This is a genomic window from Litorivicinus lipolyticus, assembly GCF_009650135.1.
Lineage (GTDB): Bacteria > Pseudomonadota > Gammaproteobacteria > Pseudomonadales > Litorivicinaceae > Litorivicinus > Litorivicinus lipolyticus.
The window spans coordinates 1401709-1418129 of sequence record NZ_CP045871.1 but is presented as its reverse complement, the minus strand read 5'-3'; the positions used below and the strand labels follow the sequence as shown (position 1 = coordinate 1418129).

General features: G+C 59.3%; 14 protein-coding genes and 1 tRNA gene. All 15 read left to right on the top strand.

Translation table 11 applies throughout. From position 1 onward, the window contains the following. The first annotated feature begins 26 nt into the window (after positions 1-26). Entirely contained in the window at positions 27-908 is an 882-nt protein-coding gene (gene cysM / locus GH975_RS07130) for a cysteine synthase CysM (RefSeq protein WP_153713856.1), read from the top strand. Then, the gene (gene rlmD, locus GH975_RS07125) at positions 908-2257 is read left to right on the top strand and encodes a 23S rRNA (uracil(1939)-C(5))-methyltransferase RlmD (protein ID WP_153713855.1); all 1350 of its coding nucleotides are present in this window, start codon (positions 908-910) and stop codon (positions 2255-2257) included. The genes cysM and rlmD overlap by 1 nt, the downstream gene beginning before the upstream one ends. Beyond that, positions 2250-4472: a GTP diphosphokinase gene (gene relA / locus GH975_RS07120; protein ID WP_153713854.1), complete on the top strand. Its 2223-nt coding sequence runs from the start codon at positions 2250-2252 to the stop codon at positions 4470-4472. The genes rlmD and relA overlap by 8 nt, the downstream gene beginning before the upstream one ends. Continuing rightward, on the top strand, positions 4459-5241 hold the full coding sequence (gene mazG, locus GH975_RS07115; RefSeq protein WP_211365784.1) for a nucleoside triphosphate pyrophosphohydrolase: 783 nt from the start codon (positions 4459-4461) through the stop codon (positions 5239-5241). Before relA ends, mazG begins: the two co-directional genes overlap by 14 nt. Positions 5242-5315: 74 nt before the next feature. Next, positions 5316-7958, top strand: coding sequence for a phosphoenolpyruvate carboxylase (ppc, locus tag GH975_RS07110; RefSeq protein WP_153714802.1), 2643 nt, complete (start codon positions 5316-5318; stop codon positions 7956-7958). An 83-nt stretch (positions 7959-8041) separates the two neighbouring features. After that, entirely contained in the window at positions 8042-8704 is a 663-nt protein-coding gene (gene adk / locus GH975_RS07105) for an adenylate kinase (protein WP_153713853.1), read from the top strand. A 56-nt stretch (positions 8705-8760) separates the two neighbouring features. After that, positions 8761-9234 (top strand): hypothetical protein, encoded by a 474-nt coding sequence (locus tag GH975_RS07100; RefSeq protein WP_153713852.1) that lies wholly within the window; start codon positions 8761-8763, stop codon positions 9232-9234. 36 nt (positions 9235-9270) lie between these two features. Continuing rightward, a complete protein-coding gene (locus GH975_RS07095; RefSeq protein WP_153713851.1) occupies positions 9271-10056 on the top strand; it encodes a GGDEF domain-containing protein in 786 nt (261 codons plus the stop codon). 6 nt (positions 10057-10062) lie between these two features. Further along, positions 10063-10704, top strand: coding sequence for a tRNA (adenosine(37)-N6)-threonylcarbamoyltransferase complex dimerization subunit type 1 TsaB (gene tsaB / locus GH975_RS07090; RefSeq protein WP_153713850.1), 642 nt, complete (start codon positions 10063-10065; stop codon positions 10702-10704). Position 10705: 1 nt separating this feature from the next. Beyond that, the gene (locus GH975_RS07085; protein WP_153713849.1) at positions 10706-11482 is read left to right on the top strand and encodes an undecaprenyl-diphosphate phosphatase; all 777 of its coding nucleotides are present in this window, start codon (positions 10706-10708) and stop codon (positions 11480-11482) included. 83 nt (positions 11483-11565) lie between these two features. Continuing rightward, a complete protein-coding gene (locus GH975_RS07080) occupies positions 11566-12183 on the top strand; it encodes a response regulator (RefSeq protein ID WP_153713848.1) in 618 nt (205 codons plus the stop codon). Between the two features lie 23 nt (positions 12184-12206). Further along, entirely contained in the window at positions 12207-14033 is a 1827-nt protein-coding gene (gene uvrC, locus GH975_RS07075) for an excinuclease ABC subunit UvrC (RefSeq protein ID WP_153713847.1), read from the top strand. Positions 14034-14038: 5 nt separating this feature from the next. After that, positions 14039-14596, top strand: coding sequence for a CDP-diacylglycerol--glycerol-3-phosphate 3-phosphatidyltransferase (pgsA, locus tag GH975_RS07070; protein ID WP_153713846.1), 558 nt, complete (start codon positions 14039-14041; stop codon positions 14594-14596). A gap of 40 nt (positions 14597-14636) precedes the next feature. Further along, a tRNA-Leu gene (locus GH975_RS07065) sits at positions 14637-14723 on the top strand. A 126-nt stretch (positions 14724-14849) separates the two neighbouring features. Further along, the gene (locus tag GH975_RS07060; protein WP_153713845.1) at positions 14850-16421 is read left to right on the top strand and encodes a Re/Si-specific NAD(P)(+) transhydrogenase subunit alpha; all 1572 of its coding nucleotides are present in this window, start codon (positions 14850-14852) and stop codon (positions 16419-16421) included.

Sequence of the window (16421 nt, the reverse complement as noted above, 5' to 3'; positions counted from 1 at the left end):
AATGTCGCTCTGCAAAGGAGATCTGCGTGAACTACCCCACTCTAGAAGAATTGGTCGGCAACACGCCGTTGGTGCGTTTGCAACGTTTAGCACCCGACGGAGTGACGGTGCTGGGCAAAATGGAAGGTAATAATCCTGCCAGCAGTGTCAAAGATCGTGCCGCGCTGTGGATGATTAATGAAGCCGAGCGCAGTGGCCGGATCAAACCAGGCGATCGGTTGATCGAGGCGACCAGCGGCAACACCGGTATTGCACTGGCCATGGCCTCGGCGATTAAAGGCTATCGTATGTGCCTCGTGATGCCGGACAACCTAAGTGTCGAACGGCGCGCCAGCATGAAAGCCTTTGGTGCGGAGTTGATCTTGGTGTCCAACGGCATGGAAGGGGCGCGTGACCTGGCCGAATCGCTCCAGGCCAAGGGCGAGGGCATTATTCTGGACCAGTTCGCTAACCCCAGTAACCCACAGGCCCACTTCGACTCAACCGGGCCCGAGATCTGGCGTGACACCGGCGGCGAAATCACCCACTTTGTCTCGTCCATGGGCACCACGGGCACGATTATGGGCGTGTCGCGTTACCTGAAAGAGCAAAATCCCAGTGTTCAAATTATCGGGCTGCAACCTAACGAAGGGTCGCACATTCCCGGCATACGGCGCTGGCCGGCAGCCTATATGCCGACTATCTTTGAACCGCAACGGGTTGACCGTGTGCTGGATATTTCCCAGTCCGAAGCCGAAGAAACCACCCGCCAGCTGGCCGCCCAGGAAGGCATTTTCTGTGGCATCAGTGCCGGCGGTGCGGTCGCAGGCGCCCTACGAATTGCGCGCGAAAACCCCGGCGCCACCATTGTCACCATTATTTGCGATCGCGGTGACCGTTACCTATCCACTGGAGTGTTCCCAAACTAATGGCCAAACGAAAAGCCCCTCGCCGCAAAAAAATGCCGGCCCCCTTTGAAGCTGACGTGCTGCGCTTGACCCAAGAAGGGCGCGCGGTGGTCGAACATGATGAGCGCGTGGTGTATGTCGGCAATGCACTGCCCGGTGAGCGCGTTGAAGTGCATGTGCACAATCGCTGGCAAGGCCATGGCGAGGGTCGCGCCATGGCCGTCGCCAACCCCAGCGACGAACGCGTAGAGCCGATTTGCGCGCACTTCAATAACTGCGGTGGCTGTGCACTGCAGCACTGGGCGCCGGACGCTCAAGTCGCCTTTAAGGCCGGTGTGCTGGATGACTTGATTAGCGAGCACGGCGGTACTCAAGCGCAACAAACCCTGGCGCCGCTGCGCGGCCCGCACCATGGTTATCGCCGCAAAGCCCGCATGGGCGTGCGTTGGGTGGCCGCTAAAGAACGCGTTTTGGTTGGCTTCCGCGAGGCCGCCAGTGGTTTTCTGGCCGTGATCGACGACTGTCAGGTGCTGGATCCGCGGGTCGGTCTGCACCTGCAGGACATCGCCGCGGCGATTCGCCAAACTACGATCAAAGACCGTATTGCCCAGATCGAAGTGGCCTGTGGCGACCAAGCGGTGGCGCTTATATTTCGCGTGTTGGACCCGCCGACCCAGCAAGATCAGGCGCGCTTGGTTGAGTTGGGCAAGCGCTTTGGCTACCAGATCTGGTTGCAGCCCAAGGGTCCCGAGACTACCCATCGCATCTACCCGCTGACGGGCCCGGAGTTACTCAGTTACGAGCATCCGGAGTACGGGCTGCGAATGCTATTCCACCCGCATGACTTCACCCAGGTCAATGCGCCGATGAACCACCAGATGATGACCCAAGCCCTCGATTTGTTGGAACTTACGTCCAGCGACCGGGTCTTAGATTTGTTCTGTGGTTTAGGTAATTTCACCTTGCCGATCGGACGCACGGCGGCCCACGTGGTCGGGGTCGAGGGCAATGAAGCGATGACAGAGCGGGGGCGGTTAAACGCCCAGCGCGCCGGCATGCAGCATGTCGAGTTCCATGCGGCGGATCTGACTGAATCGATCGACGACAAGCCCTGGGCGCGCGGCGGTTTTAATAAAATCTTGCTGGACCCCGCACGCAGCGGTGCCGGCGACGTGCTCGCGGCGTTGAACTTAGACGGCGTTGAAAAGATTGTGTACGTGTCCTGCAACCCCGTCTCGCTGGCCAAAGACATCGCCATTTTACGTGGACGCGGCTGGACCCTGACCCACGCTGGGATTATGGACATGTTTCCACACACCGCCCACGTCGAATCGATGGCGGCCTTTGTTCGCGAGGACCTCAATGGTTAAAACTCGGATTGCACATCCCCTGGACGGTGAGCGTTTGGACGACAGCCAGTATTGGCTGAGTCAGTGGCGTAAACTGGGGTTTGACGATGCGCGTCTGAGCACCGCCCTGGACATGATCCAGGTTGCGGCCGAGCAACCCTCGCCACTGGATGAGTGGGACGGTCTGGACAGCCTGAAATTGGGGCTCGAGATGGCGACTGTGATCGCGACCATTTCCGGCGACATCGAAACCTTGTTGGCCGCCTTGGTCTATCGCAGCGTTCGAGAGGGTAAAATTAGCTGTGACCAGGTCGAATTTAGCCTCGGTGCGGTGGCCCGACGCTTGGTCTCTGACACTCTGCGGATGCGTGTGATTGGCGACCGAGGCCTCAGTGACGTGCGCGCCATTGGCGGCAAAGAAGAGGGGCTAGACGTCATTCGTCGGATGCTGGTGTCGTTGGTCGACGACCCGCGTGTAGCGATTTTAAAGTTGGCCGAGCGAACCGCCGTGATTCGCGCTGTTAAAGACCACAGCGAGGCCCACCGCCAACGCGTCGCCCAAGAAATTATCGATGTGTATGCGCCGTTGGCGCACCGCTTGGGCATCGGCCAAATTCGCTGGGAATTGGAGGACATGGCGTTTCGCTACCTGCGCAGCGATGAATACAAGGCGATTGCCAAACAGCTGGCCGAGCGGCGCCAAGAACGCGAGCATTACATCGAAGATGTGGTCCAACGATTGCGCGACAGTTTGAGTCAAGCCGGCATCGATGCCGACATCAGCTGGCGCGCCAAACACATCTTCAGTATTTGGCGCAAGATGAGCCGAAAGAACATTGAATTTAATGAGGTTTATGACGTTCGCGCGATCCGTTTGCTGGTTCATGAAACGCGCGATTGCTACGCCGCCCTGGGCATGGTTCACGCCGCCTTTAAGCACCTGCCGGGCGAGTTTGACGATTACATCGCGCAGCCCAAGCCCAACGGTTATCGCTCGCTGCATACCGCTGTGCTGGGTCCGGAGGGCAAGGTGGTCGAGGTCCAGATTCGGACCCACAGCATGCACGATGAAGCCGAGTACGGTGTCTGTGCGCACTACCGCTATAAGGGCCACGACACCGACGAAAAACCCGGTAGCTATGAGCAAAAAGTTGAGTTTTTTCGCCAGGTATTGGCCTGGCACGACGAAATGGGCGACACCGAAAGCCTGTTAGAAGCCTTTCGTAACGACACCTCGGATGACCGTGTGTACGCCTTTACGCCGGCTGGCGACGTGGTTGATTTGCCGCGCGGCTCGACACCGTTGGACTTTGCCTACAAGGTCCACACCGAGGTCGGTCACCGCTGTCGTGGTGCCAAGGTCGGCGGCCGCATTGTACCGCTGACCTATCGCTTGGGGTTGGGCGACCAGATCGAGATTCTGACGGCCAAGGAAGGCAAGCCAAGCCGGGACTGGTTGAACCAAGACCTGGGCTTTGTGACAACGTCGAGGGCGCGCTCAAAGATCCAAGCCTGGTTTCGTCTTCAGGATCGCGATGCAAATTACGAAGAAGGCCGTCAGCTATTAGAGGTCGAACTGCGCCGTTTGGCCCTGGTGGCGCCGCCGCCGGCACTGCTGGCCGAACGCTTGGGACTGCAAACTGAAGACGAACTTTACGTGGGGCTGGGTGCCGGCGACATTAAACTGTCGCAGGCCATTGGTGCGGTCCATCGTTACCACCAGGAATCGGACCCGTCCGGCGAGCCGGACGAGCTACCACTGGGAGAGCATGCGTCCCGTGCCGAGCGAGGCTCCATCACCATCGATGGGGTGGATAACTTGGCGTCCAGCTTGGCCAGTTGTTGCAAACCGGTACCAGGTGATTGGGTCAAGGGGTATATCACCCGAGCCCGCGGTGTGTCCGTACACCGCGCCGATTGCCCGTCGTTCGAAAACCTCAACGCGAATGAGCCGGAACGTATTGTCGACATCCAATGGGGCAACCTTGAACGTGCGTATCCGGTCAATCTGTACGTCAAAGCCATGGACCGGACCGGACTGCTGCGCGATGTGTCCAATGTGTTGGCGGGCGAGCGGTGCAATGTGTTGGCCGTCAATACCCAGTCGGATCGCTCCGATGGCAGTGCCACCATGCGCCTGCAGATAGAAGTCGAGGGGCTGTCGCGGCTGTCCGGCGTATTGACCCGCCTGTCCCAATTGCCCTACGTCCTGGAGGCTCGCCGTGAGCGCAGTTGATTTACCGGCCTTGGCGGGCTTAATGGCCGAGCTGCGTGACCCGGCCCACGGCTGTCCGTGGGATCGGCGTCAAACCCTAGCTTCGTTGGCCAAGTTTGCGGTCGAGGAGGCCTACGAGGTTCAGGATGCAGCATCACGCGGCGCCTGGGCTGAGTTGCGCTCGGAGTTAGGCGACTTGCTATTTCAGGTGGTATTTTTTAGTCAAATTGCGCACGAATCTGGGCACTTTCAGCTGACTGATGTGGCCTCGGGGCTGCATGAAAAACTGGTCCGGCGCCACCCCCATGTTTGGCCCGATGGCACCCGCGCCAGCTTTGGCCAACCGACGCACCTGACCGAAGCGCAGGTCAATGCGGCTTGGGAATCACGCAAAGCCGACGAGCGCGCGGCGCGCGGCGAGGGCGGACTGTTGGATGATGTGCCGTTGGCGCTGGCGGCGGCTCAGCGTGCACAAAAAATCCAAGCGCGGGCGGCCAGGGTTGGGTTTGACTGGCCTTCGTTGGACGGCGTGCGCGATAAAATCAGTGAAGAACTGGCCGAACTAGACGCCGCCACAAGCCCCGATGAGCGCGCCGATGAGCTGGGTGACCTGATGTTTACCTTGGTCAATTACGCACGTAAATCAGGGCTGGATGCGGAGCAGGTACTGGCCGGCGCGAATCGGAAATTTGAGGCGCGATTTGCCCATATGGAGTCGCAAGGCCCGCTTGAGGGGCTTGATACGGATGCGCTCGAGGCCCGCTGGTCGCGTGCCAAGTCGGCGACGTGAATTGCAAGGTCCGGCGCGATCTGGTTAATTGGTGCGCTCCCCACCTTTAAAAACGGATTTTTACTGTGACTGAAATGTCCCCCGCGCTCCGAGATGACGTGCGGCAGTTAGGCGATGCACTCGGGCACGCCATGGCCGAACACCTAGGCCAACCTTTTCTTGACCAAATTGAATCCATCCGGTCGCTGGCTAAGCAAGGCCGAGCGGGTGACAAGGCCGCGCGCACGGCGCTCCAGCAAACCCTGCAAGAGCTAGACGGTGACGACCTGGTTCAGGTCGCTCGCGCATTCACCCAGTTTTTGAACCTGGCTAATATTGCGGAACAACACCATCGGGTGCGGTACCACCGTCAAAACACGGCCGAGGACGGCCTGCTGTTAGGTGAGGATTCGATTCGCGCGGCAATGACGCGACTGATGGACCAGGGCCACAGCGGCGCCGAGATTGCCGAGGCCATCCCAAAACTGTCGATTGATCTGGTGTTGACCGCGCACCCGACCGAAGTGGTGCGTCGCTCGCTGATCCAAAAATACGAAGGCATCGCCGAATGCTTGGGCGCGCTTGATGGCGGCGATTTATCCCCGCGCGAGGCCAATCACCAGCGCCGGCGACTGCAACGATTGATCGCCGAGTGCTGGCACACCAATGAAATCCGTGGTCAACGGCCGACCCCAGTGGATGAAGCCCGATGGGGCTTTGCGGTGATTGAAAACAGTTTGTGGAACGCGGTGCCGGATGTGTTGCGTGACATCAGCACGCACATGCAGGCGACTACGGGCCACCCGTTGCCGATTGACGCCTCGGTGTTCAAGTTTTCATCCTGGATGGGCGGTGACCGTGACGGCAATCCCAACGTCACGGCCCGGGTCACCCGCGAGGTCTTGGGCTTGGCGCGCTGGATGGCGGCGGACTTGTTTGAGGGCGACATCAACCGCCTGATCCAGGACCTGTCGATGGACGCGTGTAACGACGAAATGCGCGCTCAGGTAGGCGACCAACGCGAGCCGTACCGTGTATTCCTGCGCCCCTTGCGTCAGCAGATGCGCGACATCCGAAGTGAAATTGAAGCCATTCGCGACGGCAAACCGGTCAGTGTGTGTTCGAATTTGCGTTCCAAAGCGGCTATTTTGGAGCCGCTGACGCTGTGCTATCGCTCGTTGCACGAGCGCGGCATGGGCGTGATCGCCGACGGTTACTTGCTGGACACCATCCGGCGTGCGGCGACCTTTGGCCCGAACCTGGTAATGCTGGATATCCGTCAGGAATCGGACCGTCATACACAGGCCTTAGCGGAGCTGTGTGAGTTTGTCGGTTTGGGCGACTACCGCGCCTGGGACGAAGACAAGAAACAAGCGTTCTTGCTCGGCGAATTGCAATCGAATCGTCCGTTGTTACCGCCCAACTGGCGCGGCAGTGACGACACCTACGAGGTCCTGGAAACTTGCCGTGTGGTCGCCGATTCGCATGCCGATGCGATCCACAGCTACGTGATTTCGATGGCACGTCAGCCATCCGACGTGTTGGCGGTGAAGTTGCTGCTGAAAGAATGCGGTGTCGTCCACTCAGTGCCGGTGGCGCCGCTGTTCGAAACCCTGGACGATCTGGAACGCGCGCCGAGCGTCATCAACCAACTGTTGGCAAATGCCTGGTACCGAGACAGCATCGGTGCGCGCCAGGAAGTCATGATCGGGTACAGCGACAGCGCCAAAGACGCCGGTACCCTAGCGGCGACCTGGGCGCAGTATCAGGCCCAGGAAAAACTGGCCGAAGTGTGCCGCCTGAATACCACCCACTTAACCCTGTTTCATGGCCGTGGCGGCACGGTCGGTCGTGGCGGCGGGCCGTCACACCAAGCAATTTTGGCGCAGCCTCCGGGCAGCGTCATGGGCGCCATCCGGGTGACCGAACAGGGCGAGATGATTCGCTACAAATTTGGGTTGCCCGAGATCGCTTGTCAAACCTTGGAGCTTTACCTGGGCGCGATGTTAGAGGCCACCATGGAACCGGGTCCGGCACCTCAACCTGCGCACCGTGCGCTGATTGAACGGTTGGCCAAAGAAGGCGTCGAGGCCTACCGTGGCGTGATCCGTGGCAACCCCGAGTTTGTCCCGTACTTCCGTGAAATCACCCCGGAAGGTGAGTTGGCGCGGTTGCCGCTCGGCTCGCGCCCCGCCAAGCGCAAGGCCGGTGGTGGTGTTGAATCGCTGCGCGCCATTCCTTGGATTTTTGCATGGATGCAGATCCGCCTGATGTTGCCGGCGTGGTTGGGCAGCGATGAGGCCTTGGGCCGTGCCATGGAGGGCGATGATGCCGAGCGCATTCGCGACATGGTGCGCGATTGGCCGTTCTTCCGCGTCTACGTCGATATGCTCGAAATGGTGCTGGCGAAAACCGACAGCGACATCGCCGCTTACTACGAGGAGCGCCTGTGCACCAACGATTCGTCGTTGACATTGGGTCAACAGCTGCGTGATCGCTTGGCTCATGTCATCACCGTCATCAATGACATTAAGCAACAGCCGGCGCTACTCGATACCGTGCCCTCAATTGCCCGCTCGTTGGCGGTGCGCGATCCGTACACCGATCCGCTGCACTTTTTGCAGGCCGAGTTAATGCTGCGTGCGCGTCAAGCCGACGGTAACCCGGGGCGTGCTACGGAGCGCGCCTTGATGGTCTCAATGGCCGGCATCGCTGCGGGTATGCGCAACACAGGATAAGCCAGGACCCCCGCCCAAAGTTGACTTGAGGTTGCGCGGGCAGGGGGTATGTTTACGTCATTATTTTAGGAGCACCACGACCCATGAGAATCATTTTGCTAGGCGCGCCGGGCGCAGGAAAGGGCACGCAAGCTCAATTTATCTGTGAAAAGTTCGACATTCCGCAGATTTCAACCGGCGACATGCTGCGTGCGGCGGTCAAGGCCGGCAGTGCACTGGGCGTCGCTGCCAAAAAGATTATGGACGCCGGTGGGCTGGTGTCGGACGACATCATCATCGGTCTGGTCAAAGACCGCTTGCTCGAGGCGGATTGTGCCAATGGCTGCCTATTTGACGGTTTCCCGCGGACGATTCCGCAGGCCGAGGCGCTGCGTGAAAACGGTGTGGCGATTGATAAAGTGATTGAAATTCATGTCGAAGACGAAGAAATCGTTAGTCGTATGAGTGGGCGCCGCGTGCACCCGGGTTCGGGGCGTACTTATCACGTTGTGTTTAATCCGCCGAAGGTTGAAGACCGGGACGACGTCACTGGGGACGCTTTGATTCAGCGCGAAGACGACCATGAGGACACGGTCCGCAAGCGTTTGTCGGTGTACCACAGCCAAACCGCGCCGCTGGTCAATTTTTACACGCGTTGGGGCGTTGACCAGCCGGCGGATGCGCCGGACTTGGTTCGTGTCGAGGGTGTCGGCAGCGTTGATGCGATTCGCTCGCGCGTGTTTGGTGCGCTGGAAGTTACGGCCTAGCCCGGCGACGCACATTGGGTCGTGGACATGGCGCACGTGCGGGTTATCATCCGTGTATGAGCGATGTCCCGGTAGGCCAACCCTATAAAATCGACCTGCTGATGGAGCAAGCCCGTCAGTTGGCCAGTGACTTTCGAGAATCGACTGGCAAATCGCTGCCGGTCGGGTCCGAGATCGCGCTGTACGATGCAGCGCGATTGCTTAATCTGCACGAAGTCGCCGAAGGCATAGCCGGCATTGATCTGGTGTCCACTGACCAAAACTTCCGTTTTCAAATCAAAAGCCGCGCCTTATTTGGCGGTGCTAAGAGTGCGCCTCGGATCGGCTCGATCAATGCCGCAGGGGATTGGACTCACGTACTTCTGGTACTGATGAACGAGTCATACGCCACCACCCACCTGTACGCTTTAAACCGAGAAACGGTGCTGGATCAAATCCAGCAATCGAAGAAAAACGCGATGACCGTTGCCAAGTTTAAAGTGCTCGGTGAATGTGTCTGGCAGGCGCAGGAAGGCCTTCACAACGCTTAGCTTCGGGCCTTTTATTGCGGCTGGAATAGAGGTGGTATGACGAACCTGCGAATGCTGGCGTTATTTTCAAGTGCGATTGTGCCCGCGGTGCTCAGCGCGATCGTGGTCGTTGCGATTGCGCCTATTTCGCTGAAATGGTTGGGCGCTGTCTGTTTGGTTTGTTCGTTAGTCGTTTTCCCGGCGCTGTGGATTCGCTGGGCGACCGAGGATCGCAGCTCGTGGTCGCAATTGGGTGCCTGGCTAACGGCCCTCGCTCAGGGTAACAGCGGCTCAATGCCGCGCGTGCCCGCACCGATCCAGCCGGCAATCGCCGAGGTCAGTGACGCCTTTGCACTGCAGGCAGAGCGTATTAGCCACCTTGCACTGGTCGACAGCACAACGGGGTTACTAAGTCGCAATGGGTTTGTTCGCCGCTTGCGTGACGAGCACGAACGGGCGACCCGCTTTAATCGTAGCCTGGCCGTGTTGTCCCTGACGGTCACCGGGGACGGCTTAATTGACAGTGCCGGCACCCAATCCTTGGGCCACCGTTTGGCAAGCTATGCGCGGCACGTGGATTTATTGGCGCGTGTTGGCGAGCGCCGGTTTGCATTGATGCTGCCGGAAACCCACTTGGTTGGCGCCCAAGAGTTAGCCCGTCGGTTGGCCAGTGACTTGGCGCGGGATCAAAGCCTACCGGTGGCGGTTGGCGTCGCGGTATTCCCCGAACATGCCGGCAATGCGGAGCGGTTACTGCGCTGCGCTGAAATCGCTGCCGAAAGTACGCTAGACTCTGGCGCGTCGGTTGGCACTTTCAGCGAGACCGCACTGGACGACGCTTAACGCCTTTTGAACAGCCTAATTATTGAAGCGGCCGGCGCACGTTGCTGGCTTCAGCTTAAAATCGATTCCCAGCATTACTTTTACGCCAGCGAGCCCGATGGTCGTCATGACCAGCGTTTGATGCCGGCCGTGATGGCGTTACTGGGCGCGCATAATCTGACCTTGGCTAACATTGATACGCTGGGTGTCGGGGTCGGGCCGGGATCATTCACCGGCAGTCGCGTCGCGGTGGCCAGCGCCCAGGGCATTGCGCTGGGTGGACCGGTGACACTGAAAGCCATGGACTCAATGGCGCTGATGGCACTCCAGGCTGGACCGGGTTTGTGGCAGGTCGCGCTCGATGCGCGCTTGGGCGAAGTTTACAGCGGCTGCTACCAGGTGACCGATCAGCTGGAGGTGGTGTCGGCGCCCGGCCTGATGTCGGCTCAGGCGCTGGTGTTGGCGCCCAACGCCCAGCCCTTGGGTGACGGCTGGCCCCTGGTTGATTTGGCCGCGACCGACGTCGCCACCGGCGCCGTCTGCATTGGCTGGCAGGCCTATCTCACTGAATTGCCACACTGCACACCGGAAACGCTGGTGCCGGTGTACCTGCGCGAGACCGTCAATTGGAAGAAGCGCGTCGACCAGCCGTCGCCGCTGAGTAAATAGCATGGAACTGATTCAAATCATTACGCTGGCGCTGGTTCAGGGGCTCACTGAGTTTTTGCCTATTTCCAGTTCGGCCCATTTGGTGTTGGTGTCGCCGCTGCTGGGGTGGCCGGATCAGGGCCTGACCTTTGATATCGCGGTGCATGTCGGAACCTTGGTCGCCGTGGTGGCGTTTTACCGTGCCGATCTGATGCGTTTGGCGCGTCAAATGTGGCGCCCCGGCGCCGCCCAAACCGAGGTCATGTTATTGGCAGTGGCGACGCTGCCGGCGGTGGTCGCCGGGTTGGTGTTAGGGGACTGGCTGGAAAGCTGGACGCGGGCGCCGTGGGTCATTGCCACCACCACCCTGGTTTTCGCACTGGCGTTGGGATTTGCTGACCGTAAGGGCCGCCAGCGTGGCGTCCAGGTCACCTTGGCGATCGCAGTCGGTATTGGCTTGGCTCAGGTGTTGGCGTTGGTGCCGGGCACGTCGCGCAGCGGCGTGACCATGACCGCGGCGCTGTTACTCGGGTTGTCGCGTTCGGATGCGGCGCGCTTTTCGTTTCTGATGGCCATCCCGATTATCGCCGGCGCCGCCTTGCTGCTGACCAAAGAGGCGCTGGACTCGGGGGGGGCGGTTAACTGGTCGGACCTGGGTCTGGGTGCGTTGGTGTCGTGTTTGGCCGCGTTTGCGTGCATCCGCGTGTTCGTCGGCCTGATCGAACGGATCGGCATGATGGTGTTCGTTTGGTATCGGGTTGCGCTGAGCGCGGCACTCTTTGCTTGGATTCTTTGGTGACACTAAAGGGTAGGGCTAGCGCCCTAGGCTAATTCAGCCGACGCGTCAGGTTGCTAGGGTGCTGCATCGGAGCAGGAGCAACCATGGACATACTATTGATCGAAGACCATGCGGTCGTCGCCGAGGGCGTCAGCTCAATCTTGCCGGAGGGTTACCGGCTAAAGCACTGGGCGGCCGACGGTGAAAAAGGCCTGGCGTGGCTGCAATCCAACACGGCCCGTTTGGTCATCGTTGATCTGAAAATGCCTGGCATTGGCGGCATCGAGACGATTCGTCGCTTGCGCCGTCATTACCCGCACATCGGGGTGCTGGTGTTCAGCTCGATGGTGGAACCCCAGGTTGCGCGCTGGTTGATGGAGCAGGGCGTGCGCGTGATTGTCGACAAGGCCGTTTGCGCGGCGGATTTGGCCGAGGCGCTGGGCTGTGCGGCCGCGCAAACTCCTTATCTGTCGCGCGCAATCGCCCAGGCACAGTTGCTGACCCAATCGCCAATCGATTGCCTGACCCAGCGCGAGTACCAGGTCCTTAATTACCTGATGACCGGTATGCGCCACCGCGAGATAGCCGAGCAGCTGTTCATTAGCCATAAAACGGTCAGCACCTATCGCCAGCGTGCAATGGATAAGCTGGGGCTGGACACCGACTTGGAGTTGGCTAAATTCGCATTGCAACAGGGCTGGATTGAAGCAAGCTCTGTGTAGACGGCGGTGGCATACTAGCGGGCATGACTGATTTCGATCCGAAACGAATTCTCAAAAGCCTGCCAATGAAACCGGGTGTCTACCAGATGCTCGACGCCGACGGCGGCATTCTGTACGTCGGTAAGGCCAAAAAGTTGAAAAACCGGGTGTCCAGTTACTTTCGTGGCTCCGGGTTGAACACCAAAACCATGGCCTTGGTCAGCCACATACGCGACATCCAAGTCACCGTCACGGCCAACGAAACCGAAGCGCTGCTATTAGAACACAACCTGATTAAGGCCCACCGACCGCCTTACAACATCAGCTTGCGTGACGATAAATCCTACCCATTTATATGGGTCGATACCCGTCAGGCTTTTCCGGCGGTGCGCTTTCGGCGTGGTCGGGTGAAGGGCAAGGGCATGTGGTTTGGTCCATTCCCGTCCGGCGGCGGTACCCGCGATACCATTGATCTGATTCAAAAAACCTTTCAGCTGCGCTCGTGCGAAGACAGTGTTTTCAGTAATCGCTCGCGGCCGTGCCTGCAATACCAGATCAAGCGTTGCAGCGGCTCGTGCGTGGGCCTTATCAGCGAGGACCAGTACGCCGAAGATCTGGCCGGCGCGGCGCTGTACCTGAACGGCCGTAGTCAAGTGTTGATTGACAATCTAACGGACAAAATGGATGGCGCCGCTGCGGCCCTGGAGTTTGAGCAAGCGGCACGTTATCGCGATCAGATGGGTCGATTACGCCGAATGCAGTCACAGCAGGGCGTAGACACGGATTACGGTGATGTTGATGTGATTGCGATTGAATCGCGACCGGGTATTTCGTGCATCAGCCTACTGGTGGTGCGCGACGGGCGGCTGTTGGGCCACCGCGAGTTTTGGCCCGGCGGCGGTCTGGACGAGGAGCCGGAGGCATTGTTGGAAGCCTTTGTGCCGCAATACTATCTGGGCGAAGGCCAGCATTCAGTGCCGTCCGAGGTGCTGCTCAGCCATCCGGTTGGTGATGAGGGTTGGCTGTCGTCGGTGTTGGCGGCGGCGGTCGGGCAGTCCGTCAAGGTCGGCCATCGCTTTCGGGCGACTCGGGCACGCTGGATGCAAATGGCCCGGGACAACGCCAGCCAAGCCCTGAGTGGCCATTTGGGCAATCGGTTGGACATGAACCGCCGGCGCGAGTCACTGGCCGAAATATTGGGGCTGGACACATTGCCAGTGCGGATGGAGTGCTTTGATATTAGCCACACCCAGGGCGAGGCTACGGTCGCCAGTTGCGTCGTGTTTGACGACCAGGGTCCGCTGAAAAGCGATTATCGTGTTTTTAACATTCGCGATGCCAAGGCGGGGGATGATTACGCGGCCATGCACGAGGCATTGGAGCGTCGTTACAATCGCGTTAAAGGTGGCGAAATCCCGATACCGGACGTGTTGGTGATTGACGGCGGGCCCGGGCAAGTCACCCAGGCCCGCGATGTGCTGTCTGAATTGGGCCTGCACCAGGTGAAATTGTTGGGTATCGCCAAGGGCCCCACGCGTAAAGCGGGCATGGAATGGTTGCATGTCGAGGGTAATGATTTGCCTATTAGACCTCCAAGTGATGCACCAGGCCTGCATTTGTTGCAACATATTAGGGACGAGGCTCATCGCTTTGCGATAACTAAACATCGTCAAGCGCGTGGCAAAGCCCGAATCACCAGTCCTCTAGAAGGGATTGCTGGGGTCGGACCCAAGCGCCGCCAGCAACTGCTGCGGCATTTTGGTGGGTTACGTGAAATACAGGGTGCCGGACTGCACGAGTTGGCGAGTGCACCGGGGATGAGCCAAAAATTGGCCAGTGTGGTTTACGCCGCGCTGCATGGAGAGTCGTAGCTGTTTTGAATTTCCCAAATATTTTGACCCTGGCCCGTCTGGGCATGGTGCCGGTGTTGGTGTTGTTGTGGTATTTGCCCTTTCCCGGCCATCGTTGGGCCTGCGCAGGGCTGTTTGCGCTGGCCGCACTAACCGACTTCTTTGACGGCTATTTGGCCCGTAAAAACGGTTTAGAGACACCGTTCGGGGCCTTTTTGGACCCGGTCGCGGACAAGGTCATGGTCGCCGTGGCCCTGGGCTTGCTGATCGAGCATTGGGACAAGGCGCTGATGACCTTGCCGGCGGTGGTGATCATTTGCCGCGAAGTGTTGGTCAGTGCGCTGCGCGAATGGATGGCCGAGATGGGCGCCCGCGGCGTCGTCAAGGTGTCATGGGTCGGCAAGCTGAAAACGGCTATGCAGATGATCGCGATTGGGTGGCTGCTGGCATTCCCCTCAGATCAGGGCATTTTGGCCCAGGTCGGCCTGGGTATCTTGGTCGTCGCGGCAATCTTGACCCTGCACAGTTTGGTCCAGTACCTGCGCGCCGCATGGCCCTTTCTAATGGGAACAAACTCCCCGTAGCCAGCGTCCGGCGATTGTGGCAGAATCGCCGGCCTTCACCGCCCGAGTGGTGAAATTGGTAGACACAAGGGACTTAAAATCCCTCGCTGGTAACAGCGTGCCGGTTCAAGTCCGGCCTCGGGCACCATTTTCTAAGCACCTACTAGCGGTGCAACGCGCCCCTTCACTGATGTTATCGTCAAAACAGCTTTGTTGAGACGCGTGTAATGTGTAATGTTCCCGCTCGTTGTGTTGTTTTACGTAGGGGAACATTGTGATTGTTGCATGTCCGACCGAAACGTTTGAAGGCGAAGCGCGTGTTGCGCTGACGCCGGAAAGCGCGGTCCAAATCCAAAAGCTTGGGCACGAGTGCTCTATTCAGACCGGCGCCGGATTGCGCGCGGGTTTTAACGATGATACCTACCGCGCGGTTGGCGTCACGGTTGTTGAAACCTTGGACGAATTGCTGGCGACGGCCGATGTGTTGATCAAAGTACGGCCACCTAGCGCCGACGAAGCGGCTCGCTTGGGTGAGCGTCACACCCTGATTAGTTTCTACTACCCGGGTCAAAACCTCGACAGTCTGCAAACCTTGTCCGAGCAGGGCGCTAGCCTGATTGCGATGGACATGGTGCCGCGTATTTCGCGTGCTCAAAAGATGGATGCGCTGTCCTCGATGGCGAATATCGCCGGCTACCGTGCTGTGATCGAAGCGGGCAATCACTTCCCGCGCTTCTTTACCGGCCAGGTCACCGCCGCCGGCAAAGTGCCGCCGGCCAAGGTCTTGGTGATTGGTGCCGGTGTTGCCGGATTGGCTGCGATCGGAACCGCTACCAGCTTGGGCGCGATCGTGCGTGCGTTTGACGTGCGCCCGGAAGTGGCCGAGCAGATCGAATCGATGGGTGCCGAATTCCTATTGCTGGACTTCGAAGACCAGCAAGACGGCTCGGCGACCGGCGGCTATGCAGCCCCGTCCAGCCCTGAATTCCGCGAAAAACAGCTTGAGTGTTTCCGCGAACAAGCACGTGACATCGATATCGTCATTACGACGGCCCTGATCCCGGGCCGTGACGCGCCCAAACTGTGGTTGGCGGACATGGTTGCGGCGATGAAGCCGGGCAGTGTCATTGTCGACCTGGCGGCCGAGCGTGGCGGCAACTGTGACCTGACCGAAGCGGACAAGGTGGTGACTAGCGACAACGGCGTCACCATTCTTGGTTACACGGATTACCCCAGTCGGATGGCCGCTCAAAGCTCGACGCTGTATGCCAACAACGTGCGCCACATGCTGTCCGATCTGACCCCGGCCAAAGACGGCGTTATCGTTCATAACATGGATGATGACGTCATCCGTGGCGCAACGGCTGCGCACCAGGGCGCGGTCACCTTTCCGCCGCCGCCGCCGAAAATTAAGGCGATCGCGGCCCAGGCTGCAAAACCAAAACCGGTCGAATTGACCCCCGACGAGCGCAAAGCCGCCGAGGTCGCCGAATTTAAGGCCGACACCCGCCGTCAGGTGTCTTGGTTATTGGCCGGTGGTGCCGTCATGCTGTTGCTGGGCATGGTGGCCCCCCTCAGCTTCATGCAGCACCTGATCGTATTCGTTTTGGCCTGCTTTATCGGTTTCCAAGTGATTTGGAAGGTCTCGCATTCGTTGCATACGCCGCTGATGGCGGTGACCAATGCGATTTCTGGCATTGTCATTCTTGGCGCAGTCTTGCAAGTCGGTTCGGACTCGGTCTGGGTGTTGTTGTTGGCCGGCATCTCGGTCCTGATTGCAACGATTAACATTGTCGGTGGGTTCATGGTGACCCGTCGTATGCTCGCTATGTTCCAGAAGTCCTGA

What these genes read in the sequence shown, in the direction of transcription:
- ppc (WP_153714802.1), top strand. Translation starts at nt 5,316, where the DNA reads ATGTCCCCCGCGCTCCGAGATGACGTGCGGCAGTTAGGCGATGCACTC.
- GH975_RS07085 (WP_153713849.1), top strand. Translation starts at nt 10,706, where the DNA reads ATGGAACTGATTCAAATCATTACGCTGGCGCTGGTTCAGGGGCTCACT.
- GH975_RS07080 (WP_153713848.1), top strand. Translation starts at nt 11,566, where the DNA reads ATGGACATACTATTGATCGAAGACCATGCGGTCGTCGCCGAGGGCGTC.
- GH975_RS07095 (WP_153713851.1), top strand. Translation starts at nt 9,271, where the DNA reads ATGACGAACCTGCGAATGCTGGCGTTATTTTCAAGTGCGATTGTGCCC.
- relA (WP_153713854.1), top strand. Translation starts at nt 2,250, where the DNA reads ATGGTTAAAACTCGGATTGCACATCCCCTGGACGGTGAGCGTTTGGAC.
- adk (WP_153713853.1), top strand. Translation starts at nt 8,042, where the DNA reads ATGAGAATCATTTTGCTAGGCGCGCCGGGCGCAGGAAAGGGCACGCAA.
- rlmD (WP_153713855.1), top strand. Translation starts at nt 908, where the DNA reads ATGGCCAAACGAAAAGCCCCTCGCCGCAAAAAAATGCCGGCCCCCTTT.
- GH975_RS07100 (WP_153713852.1), top strand. Translation starts at nt 8,761, where the DNA reads ATGAGCGATGTCCCGGTAGGCCAACCCTATAAAATCGACCTGCTGATG.
- uvrC (WP_153713847.1), top strand. Translation starts at nt 12,207, where the DNA reads ATGACTGATTTCGATCCGAAACGAATTCTCAAAAGCCTGCCAATGAAA.